At 74.0% G+C, this 16420-nt stretch carries 13 protein-coding genes; 5 read left to right on the top strand and 8 right to left on the bottom strand.

The genetic code is table 11. The features are described 5' to 3' along the window. Positions 1-72: 72 nt before the first annotated feature. The 4 genes from moeZ to EV385_RS35150 all read right to left on the bottom strand — a co-directional run bounded on the left by moeZ (position 73) and on the right by EV385_RS35150 (position 7720). Positions 73-1254, bottom strand: a complete 1182-nt coding sequence (moeZ, locus tag EV385_RS18360) for an adenylyltransferase/sulfurtransferase MoeZ (RefSeq protein WP_130510573.1) — start codon at positions 1252-1254, stop codon at positions 73-75. A 108-nt stretch (positions 1255-1362) separates the two neighbouring features. Continuing rightward, a complete protein-coding gene (locus tag EV385_RS35155; RefSeq protein WP_242624954.1) occupies positions 1363-4398 on the bottom strand; it encodes a DUF3152 domain-containing protein in 3036 nt (1011 codons plus the stop codon). A gap of 131 nt (positions 4399-4529) precedes the next feature. Beyond that, positions 4530-5486, bottom strand: a complete 957-nt coding sequence (locus EV385_RS18350; protein WP_130510572.1) for an alpha/beta fold hydrolase — start codon at positions 5484-5486, stop codon at positions 4530-4532. Then, positions 5486-7720, bottom strand: coding sequence for a Daple (locus tag EV385_RS35150; RefSeq protein ID WP_242624953.1), 2235 nt, complete (start codon positions 7718-7720; stop codon positions 5486-5488). Before EV385_RS35150 ends, EV385_RS18350 begins: the two co-directional genes overlap by 1 nt. Before the next feature lie 156 nt (positions 7721-7876). Here EV385_RS35150 and EV385_RS18340 point away from each other — a divergent pair, with 156 nt between their 5' ends. The 3 genes from EV385_RS18340 (at position 7877) to EV385_RS18330 (ending at position 10981) form a co-directional block, all read left to right on the top strand. After that, a complete protein-coding gene (locus EV385_RS18340; RefSeq protein ID WP_130510571.1) occupies positions 7877-8539 on the top strand; it encodes a TetR/AcrR family transcriptional regulator in 663 nt (220 codons plus the stop codon). 55 nt (positions 8540-8594) lie between these two features. After that, positions 8595-8819, top strand: a complete 225-nt coding sequence (locus EV385_RS18335) for a DUF3107 domain-containing protein (protein WP_130510570.1) — start codon at positions 8595-8597, stop codon at positions 8817-8819. A gap of 416 nt (positions 8820-9235) precedes the next feature. Further along, the gene (locus EV385_RS18330) at positions 9236-10981 is read left to right on the top strand and encodes a DEAD/DEAH box helicase (protein WP_130510569.1); all 1746 of its coding nucleotides are present in this window, start codon (positions 9236-9238) and stop codon (positions 10979-10981) included. Between the two features lie 37 nt (positions 10982-11018). On the opposite strand, the gene EV385_RS18325 is transcribed toward EV385_RS18330, so the two are convergent. Beyond that, a complete protein-coding gene (locus tag EV385_RS18325) occupies positions 11019-12500 on the bottom strand; it encodes an ATP-binding protein (RefSeq protein ID WP_242624952.1) in 1482 nt (493 codons plus the stop codon). Positions 12501-12570: 70 nt separating this feature from the next. Here EV385_RS18325 and EV385_RS18320 point away from each other — a divergent pair, with 70 nt between their 5' ends. After that, complete coding sequence (locus EV385_RS18320) at positions 12571-13725, top strand: class I SAM-dependent methyltransferase (RefSeq protein ID WP_130510568.1); 1155 nt, start codon at positions 12571-12573, stop codon at positions 13723-13725. 16 nt (positions 13726-13741) lie between these two features. On the opposite strand, the gene EV385_RS18315 is transcribed toward EV385_RS18320, so the two are convergent. From EV385_RS18315 to EV385_RS18305, 3 genes are all read right to left on the bottom strand, one after another. Further along, complete coding sequence (locus EV385_RS18315; RefSeq protein ID WP_242624951.1) at positions 13742-14725, bottom strand: hypothetical protein; 984 nt, start codon at positions 14723-14725, stop codon at positions 13742-13744. Next, entirely contained in the window at positions 14718-14930 is a 213-nt protein-coding gene (locus tag EV385_RS18310) for a heavy-metal-associated domain-containing protein (protein WP_130510567.1), read from the bottom strand. Before EV385_RS18310 ends, EV385_RS18315 begins: the two co-directional genes overlap by 8 nt. 100 nt (positions 14931-15030) lie before the next feature. Beyond that, positions 15031-15351, bottom strand: coding sequence for a metal-sensitive transcriptional regulator (locus EV385_RS18305; protein ID WP_242624950.1), 321 nt, complete (start codon positions 15349-15351; stop codon positions 15031-15033). Between the two features lie 78 nt (positions 15352-15429). Here EV385_RS18305 and EV385_RS18300 point away from each other — a divergent pair, with 78 nt between their 5' ends. Further along, positions 15430-16407 carry a C40 family peptidase gene (locus EV385_RS18300; RefSeq protein WP_130510565.1) on the top strand — a complete coding sequence of 326 codons (978 nt, stop codon included), beginning with the start codon at positions 15430-15432 and terminating at the stop codon, positions 16405-16407. Positions 16408-16420: the final 13 nt, after the last annotated feature.

Below are 16420 nucleotides of genomic sequence, written 5' to 3'. Positions count from 1 at the left end.
GCTGCCCCGCATCGGCCACTGTCGCGGCCCGATCGGACACCCGGCCTCGGGTGTCCGATCAGGATGGCTGGATCAGTACGACGGGAGCGACGGGTCGACCGTGTTGATCCAGGAGACGATGCCGCCCTGGACGTGGACCGCGTCGCCGAAGCCGGCCGCCTTCAGCGCGGCCAGCGCCTCGGCCGAGCGCACCCCGGACTTGCAGTGCAGCACGATCTGCCGGTCCTGCGGGAACTTCGACAGCGCCTCACCGGAGAGGATGTCGCCCTTCGGGATCAGCGTCGCGCCCTTGATGTTGACGATCTCGTACTCCGCGGGCTCACGGACGTCGACCAGGAAGATGTCCTTGCCGGAGTCCTGCCACTCCTTGAGCTCGCGGGCCGTGATGGTCGCGTTCTCGGTGGCCGCCGCCGCCTCGTCGGAGACCGCGCCGCAGAAGTCCTCGTAGTCCTCCAGCAGGTCGGTCACGGTCGGGTTCTCCCCGCAGAGGACGCAGCTCGGGTCCTTCCGGACCTTGATCTTGCGATACTCCATCTCCAGGGCGTCGTACACCATCAGGCGCCCGACCAGCGGCTCGCCGATGCCGGTGAGCAGCTTGATCGCCTCGTTGACCTGGATCGAGCCGATCGACGCGCAGAGCACCCCGAGCACCCCGCCCTCGGCGCAGCTCGGCACCATGCCGGGCGGCGGCGGCTCCGGGTAGAGGCAGCGGTAGCACGGGCCGTGCTCGGCCCAGAAGACCGAGGCCTGGCCGTCGAAGCGGTAGATCGACCCCCACACGTACGGCTTGCCGAGCAGCACCGCCGCGTCGTTGACCATGTACCGGGTGGCGAAGTTGTCCGTACCGTCGACGATCAGGTCGTACTGGCTGAAGATGTCGCGCACGTTGTCGCGGTCCAGCGCCGTGTTGTGGATAACCACGTTGATCAGCGGGTTGATCTCGCGGATGCTGGCCGCCGCGGACTCGGCCTTGGGCCGGCCCACGTCCGAGACGCCGTGGATGATCTGGCGCTGCAGGTTCGACTCGTCGACGGTGTCGAAGTCGATGATGCCCAGCGTGCCGACGCCCGCCGCGGCCAGGTACAGCAGCGCGGGCGAGCCGAGGCCACCGGCGCCCACGCAGAGCACCTTGGCGTTCTTGAGCCGCTTCTGCCCGTCCATCCCGACGTCGGGGATGATCAGGTGGCGCGAGTAACGGCGGATCTCGTCGACGGTCAGCTCGGCGGCGGGCTCGACGAGCGGGGGCAGCGACACGGTTTACTCCCCGGGTTCGGCGGTAAGGTGCGGCCCCCATTGTTGCGCGCCCGGCCGCCGACCGGGCATGACCAGGAACACCCGGTCCGACATGCGGGACGGGGAATATCAGACGGCGGGTGGCCCGGCGTACCGTTTGCCGTTGCGATAGGGCCACCCGTAGGCGGTGCAGCCGTCCAGGCTGTAGGTCTGCCGCAGCATGACCGGCGCGGGTTTGCCCTTGCCGGGGCACTTCTCGTGGCCGTGGCCGAGCTGGTGTCCCACCTCGTGGTTGATCACGTACGCCCGGTACACGTCCAGCGGCGCGTCGTAGTGCGGCACCGCCTTGCGCCACCGCTCGGAGTTGATGACCACCTGGCCCGGCAGCCGGCACGAACTGAAGCCCTTGGTGTCCAGCCCGCCCCGCGCGCACATCTCCTCCGAGGTGTCCGGCGACGCCAGGTAGACCGTGAACTCCGCGGGCTGCCCGTGCGGCGCCCGCTGGAACCGGACCTTCCCGCCGGCCACCCAGCTGCGCGGGTCGCCCAGGATGTCGTCCACGTCGGCCGCGAACGCGCTCGCGTCCGGCCCGGTGTCGACCAGCGCCCCGTCGCCCTGGCCCAGGTACTTCTCCACCGCCACGTGGAAGGTCCGCATCGTGCCCTTCGTGCCGAGCACCGGGCCGTACCCGGTGGCGTACTTGAAGGTGCCCGCGGGGCCGGAACCGCTCGGCGCCTGCTGGGCCTCGTCCGGCGGCGGGGCCGCGCCCGCGCCGCTGGTCGGCGTCGGCGCCGCGGTCGTCGGCACCGCCGTGGTCGGCGCCGCGGTTGTCGGCGCTGCCGTGGTCGGCACTGGCGCGGGGGCGGCTCCGGCCGTGGGCCCGGTTCCCTGCGGCTGCTCCTGCGGTGTGATCGGCGCCGCGGACGGAGTGTGTCCGACCGTGCGGCGCGCGGCCATCGGGTCGCGCCGGACGAGCCAGATGATTCCGGCGATCAGCACCGCGACCGTGAGCAGCGCCAGCAGCGCGGCCCGGAGCCGCCGTCGGTCCCCACCGGGGCCTTCGGCCGGTGCCGCGCCCTCGTCGGGCGGGGCGCCTGCCACCCCGGGCAACAGGATCGGTCCCTCGTCGGGTGCGGCATGCGGCGCGGTGGCCAGGCCCACGGCGCCCGCCGACCGGCCCCCGGGTGCTGTGGACAGGTCTCCGGGGTGTACCGCCTCGACCGGGCCGGGTGGGAGCGGTTCAGAATCGGGCGGAGACGTGGTGGTCCCAGCCGTGGCGGCGGCACCCGCCGCGGCGACGTGCCCGGCTGTCGCGGCCTCCCGCTGGCTGCGAGTCACCTCGACCGTGTCCGCATCGGCCGGAGCCGGTTCCTGCGCTGCGGCCGCGTCCGCCCTCGCCGCGCCGACCGCCGATTCGGCCGCGATGCTCGCGTCGGTGTCCAGTGTCTCCGCCTCAGCCGTCGCGGCATCCGGCGTCCGCGCCTCGGCCGCCGCGCTCGTCCCGGCGGCCAGCGGCTCCGCCTCAGCCGTCGCGGTGTCGGGCGTCAGCGCCTCGGCCGTCTCAGCGTCCGGCGTCAGCGCCTCGGCCGCCGCGCCTGTTTCCGCCTCCGCTTCCGCCTCAGCCGTCGCGGCGTCCGGGGTCAGCGGCTCGGCCGCGATGCTCGCGTCGGCGTCCGGTGTCAGCGGCTCGGCCGCGATGCTCGCGTCGGCGTCCGGTGTCAGCGGCTCGGCCCTCATGGCCGTGTCGGTGTCCCGCGCGTCGGCCCCGGTCGCGCCGGTGACGCCGGGGACTACACGTGCCTGCGCCTCGGCGGCAGGCGGCTCGGCGACGTCGCGTGCCCCCGTCTCGGCGGCCGTCGGCTCGGCGACCATCGGCTCGGCGGGCGCCGGTCCCACCACGATCGGCGGCCAGAAGTGTTCCCGGGCGTCGGCCAGACCGACGATGTCGGGCAGATCCCAGCCGGTCTCGCCCACGACGGTGTCACCGCGCACCGTGTCGTCGTCGGCCTCCGGGCCGTCCGGCCAGAGGCTCGCGGGCTGGGACTCCTCGGTCCGGTTCACCGTACCGATGAGCATGTCCACCCAGGCCGCCACGTCGTTCTCGGCGGCTGTCTGGGCCTCACGTACGTCGTGGACCTCAGGTGCCGGGGGTACCTCGTGGACCTCCGCCGGGTGCGGACGGTGGGCGGTGGTCCGGTCCGTCATCGCGGCCCGGTTCACGGCCTCCTGCGTCCGGTGCAGGACGGCCGCCAGTTCCGGGGTCAGCGGGCCCGTGCCGGGGCGCTGGCTCACCGCCCCGGGGGCGGTGGCGCGGGCCGCCGCGGCAGCCGTCGGGCGGCGCCGGGCGGCGGCGCGGGCCGCGATCGCGCTCCGTTGAGCGTCGAGGTCGTCGACCGTGCTCCGGCGCCGCGCTCCCGTGGGGGCCGGGGTGCTTTCCGGCGCCCCGGCGGCGCTGCCTCGCCGGGGCCGCCCGCGCCCCTTGCGGGCCTCGCCCGGCCCCTCGCCGGACAGGCCGCCCCAGGCCGCTCCCCCGCCCTCGTCGGTCTGCATGCGGCGTCGGCGCGACCGGGATGAGACCGGCCTGCCCGCCTCGCCGGATTCGGCCTCCTGCGGTTCGCCGGACCGGCCGGGTGCCGTCGCACCCCACCCGCCGTCGGCGGACTCCGCCGGATCCGTGGCACCACGCCGTTGTTCGGCGGCGGCGACGTCGGACGGGAATCCGGCCCCCGATCTACGCCGGCGTGGCCGTGCCGCCTCCTGGGCGTACGGGCTCGCCGCGCTCGGCCCGGGCGGGCCGCCCGAAGTGGGTGGCGCGTCGTCTCCGCTCGGCAGGGCAGTGCCGCTGCGGCGGCGCCGACCGGACTCGCCCTCGCCGAGACGGCGACGCCGGGGCCGGGGTTCGGTCACCCAGGCCAGAGCGTCCTCGATGGGGTTCTCGACGCGTCTGTGGGGGGCCGAAGCGTCGGCGGATGCGGCGTCCGCCGCGCCGCGTCGCCGCCGTGGCCGCCGTTCCGGTGCCTCGTCGGGCACCTCGGCGGTCACCGAGGCGCGCGGGCTTGGCCGGTTGGCGGCGATCGCGCGCGCCGAGTGCTCCAAGACGGCCCGCTCAGGCGCGCCGTCCTCATCCGCCCGCAACGCGGCCGGCGGGTCGGCCGCGGGATTCACGGAACCTTTTGTCGCCTTTGCCATAGCAAGTGCCAGAGTGCCATGCAAGCACCCCGGGTCACCGGCATTTCGCGAGGAAGCCTCGGATCTTCGGACCCGCCCAGCGCGACCGGACCCGCCTCCGGTGTGGATTAACCGACCGGCAGGCGGGTGTCGGCGAGCATTCCGACGATGCCGCGGGCCACCAGCCGGGGCACCTCCATCTGCGCCACATGCCCGACGCCGGGCAGCATGAGCAGCCGCCCGTCCGGGATCATCCGCGCGACCTGGGCGGGCACCCTCGGATCGACCAGCCGGTCGTCGAGCCCGCCGATCACCAGGGTCGGCGCGGCGATCCGCGCGGCCAGCCGCCACAGCGAGTTGTCACCCGGCAGGTACGCCCGCACGAAGCTGGACACCAGACCCCGCAGAGCACCCAGGTACGCCTTGGGATAGTGCGCGACCGTGTACCGCAGCCGGATCTCCTCGATGGCCTCGGCCCGGCGCTGCGGGCTCACCCGGGTCGTGTCACCGAAGCAGGCCGCGAGGACCTGCTCGGCCATCTCGTCGACCGTCATCCGCGCCATGCCCCAGGCGAACAGCCGTTCGGCGCGGGGCAGCGCCAGCAGCGGCAGCACCGGCCCCTGCGCGGTACGCCGCGGGTCCAGGAACGGCATGGCCGGGGAGATCAGCGTGAGGGTCCGGATCAGGTCGGGCCGCAGCGCCGCCACGACCACGGAGATGGCCCCGCCGAGGGAGTTGCCGACCAGGTGCACCGGGCCGCGCCCGGCGTACTCCAGGTATCCGATCAGCCGGTCGGCGAAGGCGGGCAGCGAGTACCGGCGGCTCGGGTCGCTGTAACCGAAGCCCGGCAGGTCCACCGCCTGCCCCGCGAGGTGGCCGGACAGCAGCCCCGCGACGTCGGTGAAGTTCTGCGAGGATCCGCCGAGTCCGTGCACGTACACGGCGGGCTCGGCGTCCGGGCCGGTGGCCGGGGTGTCGCGGACGTGCAGCATCGCGCCGTCGATGGTGACCCGGCGGGCGGGCCAGGGCGGCGGCACACCGTCGTCGGGCAGCGCGGCGTCAGGGGCGAGAACGGCGCCCTTCATCAGGAGAGCAGGGCTTCGAGGCGACGGTTGACCGCCGCCAGCGTGGCGCGAACCATGGCGTGCCGGTCGTCGCCCGTGACCACAGCGGATCCGGCGATCTGTTCCACCCAGCCACCGTAGGACAGCAGGAGCACGACGACCGCCACCTGCATCGGCCCGAACGGTACGGTCGCCGCGTGCTCGACGAAGCACCGGGCGGGCCCGTCGGCGTGCTCGGACGCCGACAGCAACTCGTCGACCGCCCGCGCGGTGGCCATCGCGCACAGACGCAGCAGGTACCCGTCGACGGCGGGCCCGGTGGCCTCCCCGGCCGCGATCCGGCTGCCCACGGCCAGCCGCACCTCGACGGTGGCCTCCATCCCGAACGTGCTGACCTGCACGTTCTCGATGACGACACGCGGGCCGGGGCGGTCGCCGACGTCGAGGGGACGCGCCGTCACGCCGTTCACGCCGGTGACGACGGCCTCCACCGCGCCGCCCGGCCCCGAGGCGAACGCCGTGCGTTCCAGCGCCCGCGTGGCTCCCGCCGCGGGCCCGACCTGCGTTGCCGCACGCGGCGGGGCCGCCGAGAACGGCGCAGCCGGGGACGCCGAGGCCGGCCCCGTTGGGGTCGCCGGGTACTCGGTAGCCGGGGGCGCGGACAGCGGCGTGGTGAGTCCGGGCGGAGCCCCCGCGATCGGGCTGTCGGCCGGGCGGGCGGGCTGCGGCAGCCTCCGCCGCGGCTCACCCAGGCCCGTGGACGCCGCCGGGACGCCCAGCGGATCCATCCCACCGGAAGCCGCCGGGCCACCCAGCGGGTCCATCCCGCCGCCGAGCGACGGGCCGCCCAGCGGATCCGCACCGGCGGGCACCGACGCGGGGCCGCCGGCAGCGCGCGCCCCGGCAGGCGCCGCCGGGTCGCCCAGGCTGTCGCGCCCGGCCGGCGTCGGCTGGTTGGGAACGAACGGTACGGCCGGGGGCGCGGAAGCGGACGCGTTCGGCGGCGCCGCCTCGCCGCCCTGCATGGCCGCGTCCAGGCCCATCCGGTCCTGCAGCAGCCGGGCGACCTGGCGGCTCACCTCGGCGGGGTCGGCACCGTCGGCCAGGTCGAGGCGCAGACTGTGCGCGCCCGCGGGCGTGGTGCGCAGGGAGGCGTCGCGGACCCCGGCCACCTCCCGTACGGCGGCGAGGATGGCCTGGACGTCGAAGCCCTCCTGGCGGTCCTGCGCGGACAGCACGTCACCGCGGCGCAGGTGCGTCGCGATGCGGGCCAGCGCGGGCGTCTCGGCCGATGGCTCCACGGACGGCGGCTCCGGAACGGTGGGCACGTCCGGCTCGGCCGGTACGCGCTGGGGCAGCGGCTCATCCGGGCCCGCGCCGAGTGCACCGCCGGACCGGCTGGCGTAGCCCGGGTACGCCGACGCGGCGGCGTAGCCAACGGAGTTGTCGGGGGACGGGGCGGCTCCGGACGGTGTGCCCGGCTCGTAGGGCGCCGGGAATCCGCCCGGGTCGTACGGCGGCCGGGTCGCGCCGGGATCCTCGGTGGGCTGGGCCTGCCCGGCGGGGTGGCCCGGTTCCCGCGCGTGCCGGGCCGACTCGGCGGTGCTCCAGTCGACGCGGCGCCCGCCGGGGGTGGCCGGGCGCACCGCGGGGAGGATCGCCCGGGTGGGGCTTTCGGCCGCGCGCTGGGCGAACAGGTCCGCATACCGTGACCGGCCTTCGGACCAGGTCGGCACGCTCGCCTCCGGGCCGTGACCGTTGCTCTCCGGAGCCCGATCCTCGGCGCCACCCGGGTCACCGAGCGGCGGGATCCCCCCGGCGTCGCGGTACCCGGCGATCTCCCCGGAACCACCCTGGTCACCGAACGGTCCGGAGCCGTTGACGCCGTACGGCTGGGGCGCGCTGGACCCGTTGGCGTACGGCCGGATCTCGCCCGAGCCGCCGGCGTCGCCGAACGGATGAATCTCCCCGGATCCGGCGTACGGCGTGGGGGCGACGTCGGGGAACGGGTAATCCCCGGACGAGTGACCCGGCGGCAGCGGCGCCCGGCTGGCCGGGACCGCCCGCTGGCCGAACGGCCGGGTGAACGGGCGCCGCCAGGCGGGTACGTCGTCCTCGGCCTCTCGGGCGGCCGTGCCGCCCGACCAGCCACCGTCGGAGGTCGCCCAGCCGTTCAGCAGGGTACGGTCGCGCGCCTCGGCGCCGGGGCCGCCCGCCACGGCTCCGGTGTCACCGGATTGTCCTGTCTCGTCCACCGCGCGCTCCTCGCTCGCCCCGCCTGAGGCTACCGTGTGGTGGCATTGGCGATAAGTTGCAGCGTCGCGACAATTGCCCTTCCGGCCGCGCCACACGCCAGGCCGGGCGATCCGCGCCGAACCGCGGGGGACCCACACCTCGGAGGTTGGAGAATCATGACCGCTGCGTCCGGCGGAGCACAGACGGCGGGGCGTCCCGCGCGCCTGCCGCGCTCCGCGCGCCGTAAGCAACTGCTGGCCGCCGCGCAGCAGATTTTCGTCGCGCACGGTTACCACGCCGCGGCGATGGACGACATCGCCGAGCGGGCCGGCGTCTCCAAGCCGGTGCTGTACCAGCACTTTCCCGGCAAACTGGAGCTGTACCTGGCGCTGCTGGACGTGCACTGCGACGCGATAATCGCCAAGGTGCGCGGCGCGATGCTGGCCACTCCGGACAACAAGGAGCGGGTCCGGGGCGCGGTCCGGGCGTACTTCGACTTCATGGACCACGAGAGTGAGGCGTTCCGGCTGGTCTTCGAGTCGGATCTGCGCAACGACCCGCAGGTCCGGGAGCGGGTGGAGCGGGTCGAGCAGGGCTGCATCGCCGCGGTGACCGACACCATCATCTCGGACACGGGTCTGAGTACGGACGAGGCCGAGCTGCTGGCCTCGGGTCTGGTCGGCGCGGCGGGCCAGTCGGCGCAGTTCTGGCTGGCCAACGGCCGGCGTACGGGTAAGGAGCGGGCGGAGGCACTGGTCGCGGCGCTCATCTGGCGCGGTATTGCCAGCTTCCCGTTGCAGGGTGAGCCAACGGGAGGAATGCCGCGCGAAATCGGCTAGCCTTCAGACCGGTAGACATCGGCAGGCCGGTGGATTTTATGCGAGGGAGGACCCCGTGGAGGTCAAGATCGGCGTCCAGTACGCCGCGCGCGAGCTGGTGCTGGAGAGCGCGCAGACGCCGGCCGAGGTCGAGCAGGCGGTGACCGAGGCGATGTCGAAGGACAGCGTGCTGACCCTGACCGACGAGAAGGGTCGCCGGGTGATCGTGCCGGTGGGCAAGCTGGCCTACGTCGAGATCGCCGAGACGTCCAACCGGCCGTTCGGCTTCACCACCCGCTGACCCACGACCGACGGCAGGAGATCCGCGGATTTCCTGCCGTCGCGCTGTTGGGCCCCGCGAACCCATGCTCTGAGGTGCGCTTTCACTCGGTCAGGTAGACTTGGCCGGTCGCCGTCGGCATCGATTAGTTCCAGCCGACTGTTGAACCAGGCCCACTGGCTGATCCCGGCCATCGAGCGGTACAGGCAACGTGGTCAATTTGGGCCATGTGGCTGATAAGGGCCATATGGTCGATCCAGGTGATTGGTCGGTCCAGTCGATTGGCGACCCGGGCGTGCGCCGTACCCATTCGGTTCGGCGCAGCGCCCCCGCCGTGCGCGTGCGGCCCGCGAACGACTTCGCGTGTGGCCCGCGCACCACCCATACCGCGCCCTGGACTTCGACGGGCGCACCACGAGAGGCACCCGCAGAACTCCATGACCGAAATCGAAGACACCGAAAGCATCGAACAGGAACCCGCGCTCGTACCGGTCTTGAACCGAGCCCCCGTCCGCCCCGACAGCCCCACCTTCGCCGAACTCGGCGTCCGCACGGAAACGGTCGAGGCTCTGGCCGCGGCCGGTATCACCCGGGCCTTCGCGATCCAGGAGTACGCCCTGCCGATCGCCCTGCGCGGCACCGACCTGATCGGCCAGGCCCCCACGGGCACCGGCAAGACCCTCGGCTTCGGCCTGCCCCTGCTGGAACGCGTCAGCGCCCCCTCCGAGGGCGCCGACGGGCGGCCGCAGGCCCTGATCGTCGTCCCCACCCGGGAGCTGGGCCTGCAGGTGGCCCGCGACCTCGCCGCCGCCGGCAAGACCCGCGGCGTGCGGGTGCTGCCGATCTACGGCGGGGTCGCGTACGAGCCGCAGGTCGAGCAGCTGAAGAAGGGCGTCGAGATCCTCGTCGGCACCCCTGGCCGGCTGCTGGACCTGGCCAAGCAGAAGCAGCTCAAGCTCGACGGCATCCGCGGCCTGGTCCTCGACGAGGCCGACCGTATGCTCGACCTGGGCTTCCTGGAGGACGTCGAGAAGATCCTCGCCATGCTGCCGGACCAGCGTCAGACGATGCTGTTCTCGGCCACCATGCCGGACCCGATCGTCGCGCTGGCCCGCCGCTTCCTGCACCACCCCGTCACCATTCACGCCGGGCACACCCAGGACAGTGGGCCGTCGCCGCTGACCAAGCAGGTCGTCTACCGCACCCACCCGCTGAACAAGCTGGAGATGGTGGCGCGCATCCTGCAGGCCAAGGAACGTGGCCTCACGATGATCTTCACCCGAACCAAGCGGGCCGCCGACCGGGTCTCCGAGGACCTGGACTTCCGTGGCTTCGCGGTCGCGGCCGTCCACGGTGACCTCGGCCAGGGCGCCCGGGAGCGGGCGTTGCGCGCGTTCCGTACGGGGAAGATCGACGTCCTGGTGGCCACGGACGTCGCCGCGCGCGGCCTGGACGTCTCCGGGGTCACCCACGTCATCAACTACGACTGTCCCGAGGACCCGGACACGTACACCCACCGCATCGGCCGCACCGGCCGGGCGGGCGCCACCGGCGTGGCGGTGACGTTCGTGGACTGGGAGGACATGCCGCGTTGGGTGCTCATCGACAAGTCGATGGGGCTCAACATGCCGGAGCCGCCGGAGACGTACCACACCAGCCCGGCACTCTACGCCGACCTGGACATCCCGACCGACGTCACGGGCACCCTGCCCACCGCGCAGCGCAGCCGCGCGGGCCTGTCCGCCGAGGTCGAAGAGGACCTCAGCGGCGGCCGCCGGCGCGGTCGCGAGGGCGGGCGCGGGCCGGGCCGGGGCCGCGGCGGGCGTTCCCGTGGCGGCCGCGACGAGGCCCCTGCCGCGACCGAGGAGACCGGAGAGCGGCCGCAGCGCCAGCGCCGCCGGCGCCGCGTCGACTCCGACACCGGTACGGAGCCGGGCGCGGCCGAGGCGGCCCCCGCGGGCGAGACGGGCGACGAGCAGGGCGGCCGGCGGCGGCGCGGCGGGAACCGGGCGACGACCGTACCCGAATTCTCCGAGGGCGCCGGCGAAGCCGGTGCGGTGCCCGACGGCGACGCGGCCGACGGCGAGTCCGCGGGCCGGCCACGGCGGCGCCGCCGCCGGGGCGGGCGCGGAAGCGGCGGCGCGAGCACCGGGGCGGCCGAATCGGGCGGCTCGGAGGACTGACCTACCGGCCGGGCCGTCGCAGAGACGGCCCGGCCGCTCAGTCGCGTCGGTAGAGGTCGTCGATCCCGACCAGGACGACGCTGTGGTCGCGCTCCGCCATCTGGATGAGCTCGTCGCTGAACCCCGCCGCTGAGTAGCAGGCGAGTCTGGCCTGCTCGGCGCCGAGCCGGCCCTGAGCGGTGAGCAGGCCACGAATACGGCGGAGCCGTTCGAGATGGCTCACGCCCATGGCGTCACCCCATTTGACCTCACCGATGGCGAGTAGCGGCCTGCGGTTGTCGCCGTCGAGCCCGAAGACGACCACGTCGACCTCGTGCGAGGTCCTGTGTCCCGGGTCGCTGACGGTGCCGCTGGCGACCCGGTTGGGGTGGTCGCCGAAGAGATCGGCCGGCGCGAGATGCCGCGTCCAGTGCCGGCAGATCCGCTCGAAGTGGGGCCCGAGGACGTTGCTGACGAAGCGCTTGCGGCTGCGTTGCCAGAGGCGACCGGCGTCGCGCGTGTGTTCCAGGTCGGACCAGATGGGTCGCATGATGGCGTGGTAGAAGGCGACCAACGGCTCGGCGATCCGGAAGCTCGTGCGGTTGTCCTTGAAGGCGTCCGGCTCGCGGGTGACCAGTCCACAGTCCTCCAGCACGGTGAGCGGGTGCGCGAGGTCGCCGGATCTGCGCCCCAGATACGAGGCGATGCCACCGCGGTGGGCGTTCCCGGCGGCGATGGCCGCGAGGACCGAGTGGTAGAGGCCGATGTCGTGCAGGTCGGGCTCGTCCGCCAGCAGGTATCGCGCCTCGCGGAACAGCGGGCTCGCCGGGGAGAGCACGGTACGCAGCACCCACGGATCGAAGTCGTCGGCATCGGCGGGGGTGTCGTCCCTGGCGAACTCGCGACGATACGCCGGGGTGCCGCCCACGATCGCGTTGACCTTGAGCGCCGTCACGGGGTCGTCGACCCCCCAGAACTCCGCGGCCAGCTGATGATCGAGGGTCGGTACGACGAGTTCGAGGCCGGCCCGTCCGCGCAGCGGCGCGTTGCCGCTGAGCAGGCGACCCATGAAGGACATGGCCGAGCCGCAGAGCAGCAGGCTCGTACGGCTGTCGTCGCGCTCCGCCCGCAACGGCGCGAGAGCGTTCTGGATGACCGACGGCAGTTGCGGGTTCGCCCGGGCCAGGTACGGGAACTCGTCGATGACCACCGGCAGGCGCCGCTCCCGCCCGAGGCGCAGGAGCGCGTCGATCGCCGGGTGCCAGCTGTCGAAGGCGAAGGGTGCGGGCGCGCTCAGGTGCTCGGCGAGCACGGCGCCGAGCCGGTTCAGTGACTCGCGGTCGGTCGCCTCGTCGGCGGCGAAATAGAATCCACCGGTCGCCCGGCACAGCGCCCGCAGCAGGAACGTCTTGCCCTGGCGGCGGCGGCCGGACACCACCCCGAGGGTCGCACCGGGGGACGGGTCGGTGACGAAGGCGCCAAGGTCGCGCCATTCGCGTTCCCGGTCGAACATCTCCGGCGGCCTGGCCAGCTCACCCATCGGACCTCCGTGGCATAACTCGGCCTATCATAACTGAAGTTATGCAGCCTGCACCGGGCAGAATGGGGTCATGCCGCAACCCCTGGACGCCGTACTCGCCGAGCTGCGCGAGCTGCTGCTGGATCCGGCGCTGACCCGGGCGGTGGCCGCCGGGCGTCGGCGCGGACAGACCCCGTCGGTGACCCGCGCCGAGCTGCGACCCGTCGCCCTGAAGGCGGGCACCCGGCTGCAGATCGTGACCGACGACGGCGCCCGCCCGTACACGAGGAACGTGGCGCCGGGTAGCGCCGAGGCGGCGGCGGCCGTCGACGCGCTGCTGGCCGAGCCGTTCGGGAACTGGCACATCGAGACGGACCGCACCACCGTGCAGGTCCGGGTCACCAAGAAGGGCGACGCCCAGGTGCACCGGGCCGCCTCCGCGGCGGCGCCGGTCGCGCAGGGTCACGACCGGGCGAAGCAGTGGCTGCTCGACCCGGGGGACCCGCTGTTCGCGGTGGTGGGTGGGACGGCGGCCAAGCGCCGCCAGGTGGACGCCTTCCTGCGCGCGCTGGCCGCGACCCTGCCGGACGATCCGGCGGCCCTGCCCTCCCCGCTGCGGGTCGCGGATCTGGGCTGCGGCAACGCCTACCTGACCTTCGCGGCGTACCGGTATCTGCTGGATCGGGGCGTGAAGGTCCAGGTCGTGGGCGTGGACGTGCGCGAGGACCAGCGGGTACGCAACACCGCGGTCGCGGCTGAGCTCGGCTGTGGCGACGACGTGACGTTCGTGGCGGGCACCATCGCGGGTGCCGAGGTGGCCCCCGTGCCGGACCTGGTGCTGGCCCTGCACGCCTGCGACACCGCCACGGACGAGGCGCTGGCCCGCGCGGTCGGCTGGCAGGCCCGCTGGGTGCTGGCCGCCCCGTGCTGCCACCACGACATCGCGGCGCAGCTCAAGTCCGCCCCGGCGCCCGCGCCGTACGGGGAGCTGACCCGCCACGCGATCCTGCGGGAACGGTACGCGGACGTGCTCACCGACGCGCTGCGGGCGGCCCAGTTGCGGCTGCGCGGCTACCGGGTCGACGTGGTCGAGTTCGTCGACTCGGCGCACACCCCCCGCAATGTGCTGCTGCGGGCCCGGCACACCGGCGCCGAGCCGACCGGGGCACAGCGCGCCGAGTACGCGGCGCTGACCGGCCAGTGGGGCGTGACGCCCGCCCTGCAGCGGCTGCTCGGCTCAGCCTGAGCCGCCCGGCCCCCGTTCAGCCGACGGTCACGCTCCACGCGGCGGTGTGCACGCGGCCGGCGACCTGGAAGTCGAAGAACATCCGGTACCGGCCGGGGCCTGGCGCGGCCAGCCAGAGCTTCACCTTGCCGTCGACCAGCCTCGGCTCCGGGTGGACGTGCACGTACCCGACGTCGCCCTCGCGGACCACGACCAGGTGGCCGTACGCGCCGAGGTAGGGCTCCAGCGCGGCCGGGCCGCCCTCGAACGTGGTCACGGAGACGAGCAGGGGCTCGGCAACTCCGGGCTGCGGGGTCCCCTCGTACGAGACGGTGAAGCGGTCCGTGGTCGCCGTCTGGGCGGGCGGGGGCAGCGCGGCCGGGCGGTAGTTCCCGGGGACCGTGACGTCCACGCCGAGCGTGGCGGGCACCTGGCTGCCGCCGACGATGGCGGTGAAGTCGGCGATGGCCCGGTAACTGCCGGGCTCGGCCAGGTCGAGGTCCACCGTCCAGGTGCCGTCCGGCGCCATGGTGGGGTGCAGGTGCTGGTAGACGGCGAGGTCGCGGCGCACGACCACGAGGTGCAGCGGCTTGTCGTGCACCACGGCGTAGGTGGTGACCGGCGCGCCGCCGGACGCGGTGATCCGGAAGCGGAACGGCTTGGATCGGCCCGCCGGGAACGTGGTCAGGTCCGGCGTAAGAGTGAGCCCGGACGCGGTGATCGCGAGCCCGCCGACCGCCTCGCCCGGATTGGCGTTCGGGGCGGCGGCGGTGTGGGTGTGCGGGGCGTTTTCGGTGCCGGGCATGCCCGCCGGGTGCTGGGCGGCCGGGGCGGACGTGGCGGGGCCGTTCGCCGTGCCGGAGCCGCTGCCCGACGGTCCGGCCAGGCGGCCGATGCCGTACCCGGCGAACAGGACCACCACGAGCAGCGCCCCGAACGCGGCCAGCCGGAAGTTGTCCCGGTCGCGTGGGGTCTCGGCCTGGGTGGCGGGCGGCGGCGCTTCGGCCAGCACGTCAGGCATCGGCGAGCTCGTACCCGGCCTCGTCCACGGCCGCGCGCACCGTGTCCGGCGTGAGCGGCTGGGCGCTGGTCACCGTGACGTTGCCGGTGCCGAGGTCGACCTGGACGTCCTCGACACCCGGCAGCGAGCGCAGCTCCCCGGTCACGGCCTGGACGCAGTGGCCGCAGGTCATTCCGGTCACGGTGTAGGTGGTGGTGACGGACATGGCGATTCCTTTCACGTAGTGCCGCGCCGGGGCACCATCTGAATCTTCGGTCGCGGCCCGGCAGACCTTCGGTCCGCGGCGGGCCGACCGCGCTGCCGGGTCAGGAGCGGACGAGACGGGCGATGGCCGCGGAGGCCTCCTTGACCTTGGCGCCGGGGTCCCCCGCCCGGGCCGCGTCGACGACGCAGTGGGCCAGGTGGTCCTCCAGCAGGCCCACCGCGACCGCCTGCAGGGCGCGGGTGGCGGCCGAGATCTGGGTGAGCACATCGATGCAGTACGTGTCCTCGTCGACCATCCGTTGCAGGCCGCGAACCTGCCCCTCGATGCGGCGCAGCCGGCCGAGCAGGGCCGCCTTGTCGCCGGAATACCCGTGCGGGCCGGGGTGGGCAGGCTCCTCGGCGGGCGCGATGTCGTCGGACATGCCCGCCAGCATACCCCCTACCCGTATGAGCCGGCCGCTGGACCGGTGACCAACGGCGGGCTGCCCCGTTATCCCGGTGTGCCCAACCCCCCGATCATCCGCGTGGGCCTCGCCGTGCTCGCCGCCGTCCTCGCCGTCACCAGCGCCGCTCCCACCCGCGCCGCCGCCGCCGACCGGCCGAGCCGGGCCGACCTGGACCGCCGCATCGCGGTCGCCGCCCAGCGACTGGAGCTGGTCGTGGAGCAGTACAACGACTCGCGGGAGGCCCTCGCCGACACCAGGACCCGCTCGCGCGCGCTGGCCCTGCGGCTGACCCCGCTGCAGCGCGACCTGCGGCTGCGGCAGCGGCTGATCGGCGGGATGGCGGCACAGACGTACCAGCAGACCCGCAGCGGGCCGACGCTGGCGCTGCTGACCTCGGGCACCCCGCACCAGTTCGTGGACCGGCTGCTCGTCCTGGAGTTGCTGGCCGACCAGCAGCAGCGGGCGCTCGCCGACCTGCGGGCGGCCCGGGCACGGATGTCGGACGCGCGCCGCACCCTGGCCCTGCTGGCCGACCGGCAGCGGCAGGAACAGATCCGGCTGGCCGCCCGGCGGGCCACCATCGAGGGCGAGATCGCCACGCTGCAAAAGCTGCGGCAGGTCGCGTACAACGGCGGCTCCCGGTACGCCGAGACGGAGCGGCCGCCCGCGCCGCCGTACGTGGCGGGGCCCGCCGGGCGGGTGGTGGCGTTCGCGTACGCGCAGCTCGGCAAGCCGTACCGGTGGGGTAGTTCGGGCCCGAACGGGTACGACTGCTCCGGGCTCACCTCGGCGGCGTGGCGCACCGCGGGCGTGCACCTGCCACACAACTCCGGCCGCCAGTACGGCGTGGTCGCCTCGCTGCGGCGAGACCAGCTGCACCCCGGCGACCTGGTGTTCTTCTACGGCCGGATCAGCCACGTCGGCATCTACATCGGCGGCGGCCGGATGATCCACGCGCCGGAGTACGGCGAGCACGTGCGCGTTTCGTCGATCGACTCGATGCCGATCCACGGCTACGGCCGACCACGCTGAGCCCCTGCCACGC

It is taken from the genome of Krasilnikovia cinnamomea (assembly GCF_004217545.1).
Taxonomy (GTDB): domain Bacteria; phylum Actinomycetota; class Actinomycetes; order Mycobacteriales; family Micromonosporaceae; genus Actinoplanes; species Actinoplanes cinnamomeus.
Note: the sequence above shows the minus strand (reverse complement) of the source record. Positions and strands in the feature narration are given on the sequence as shown.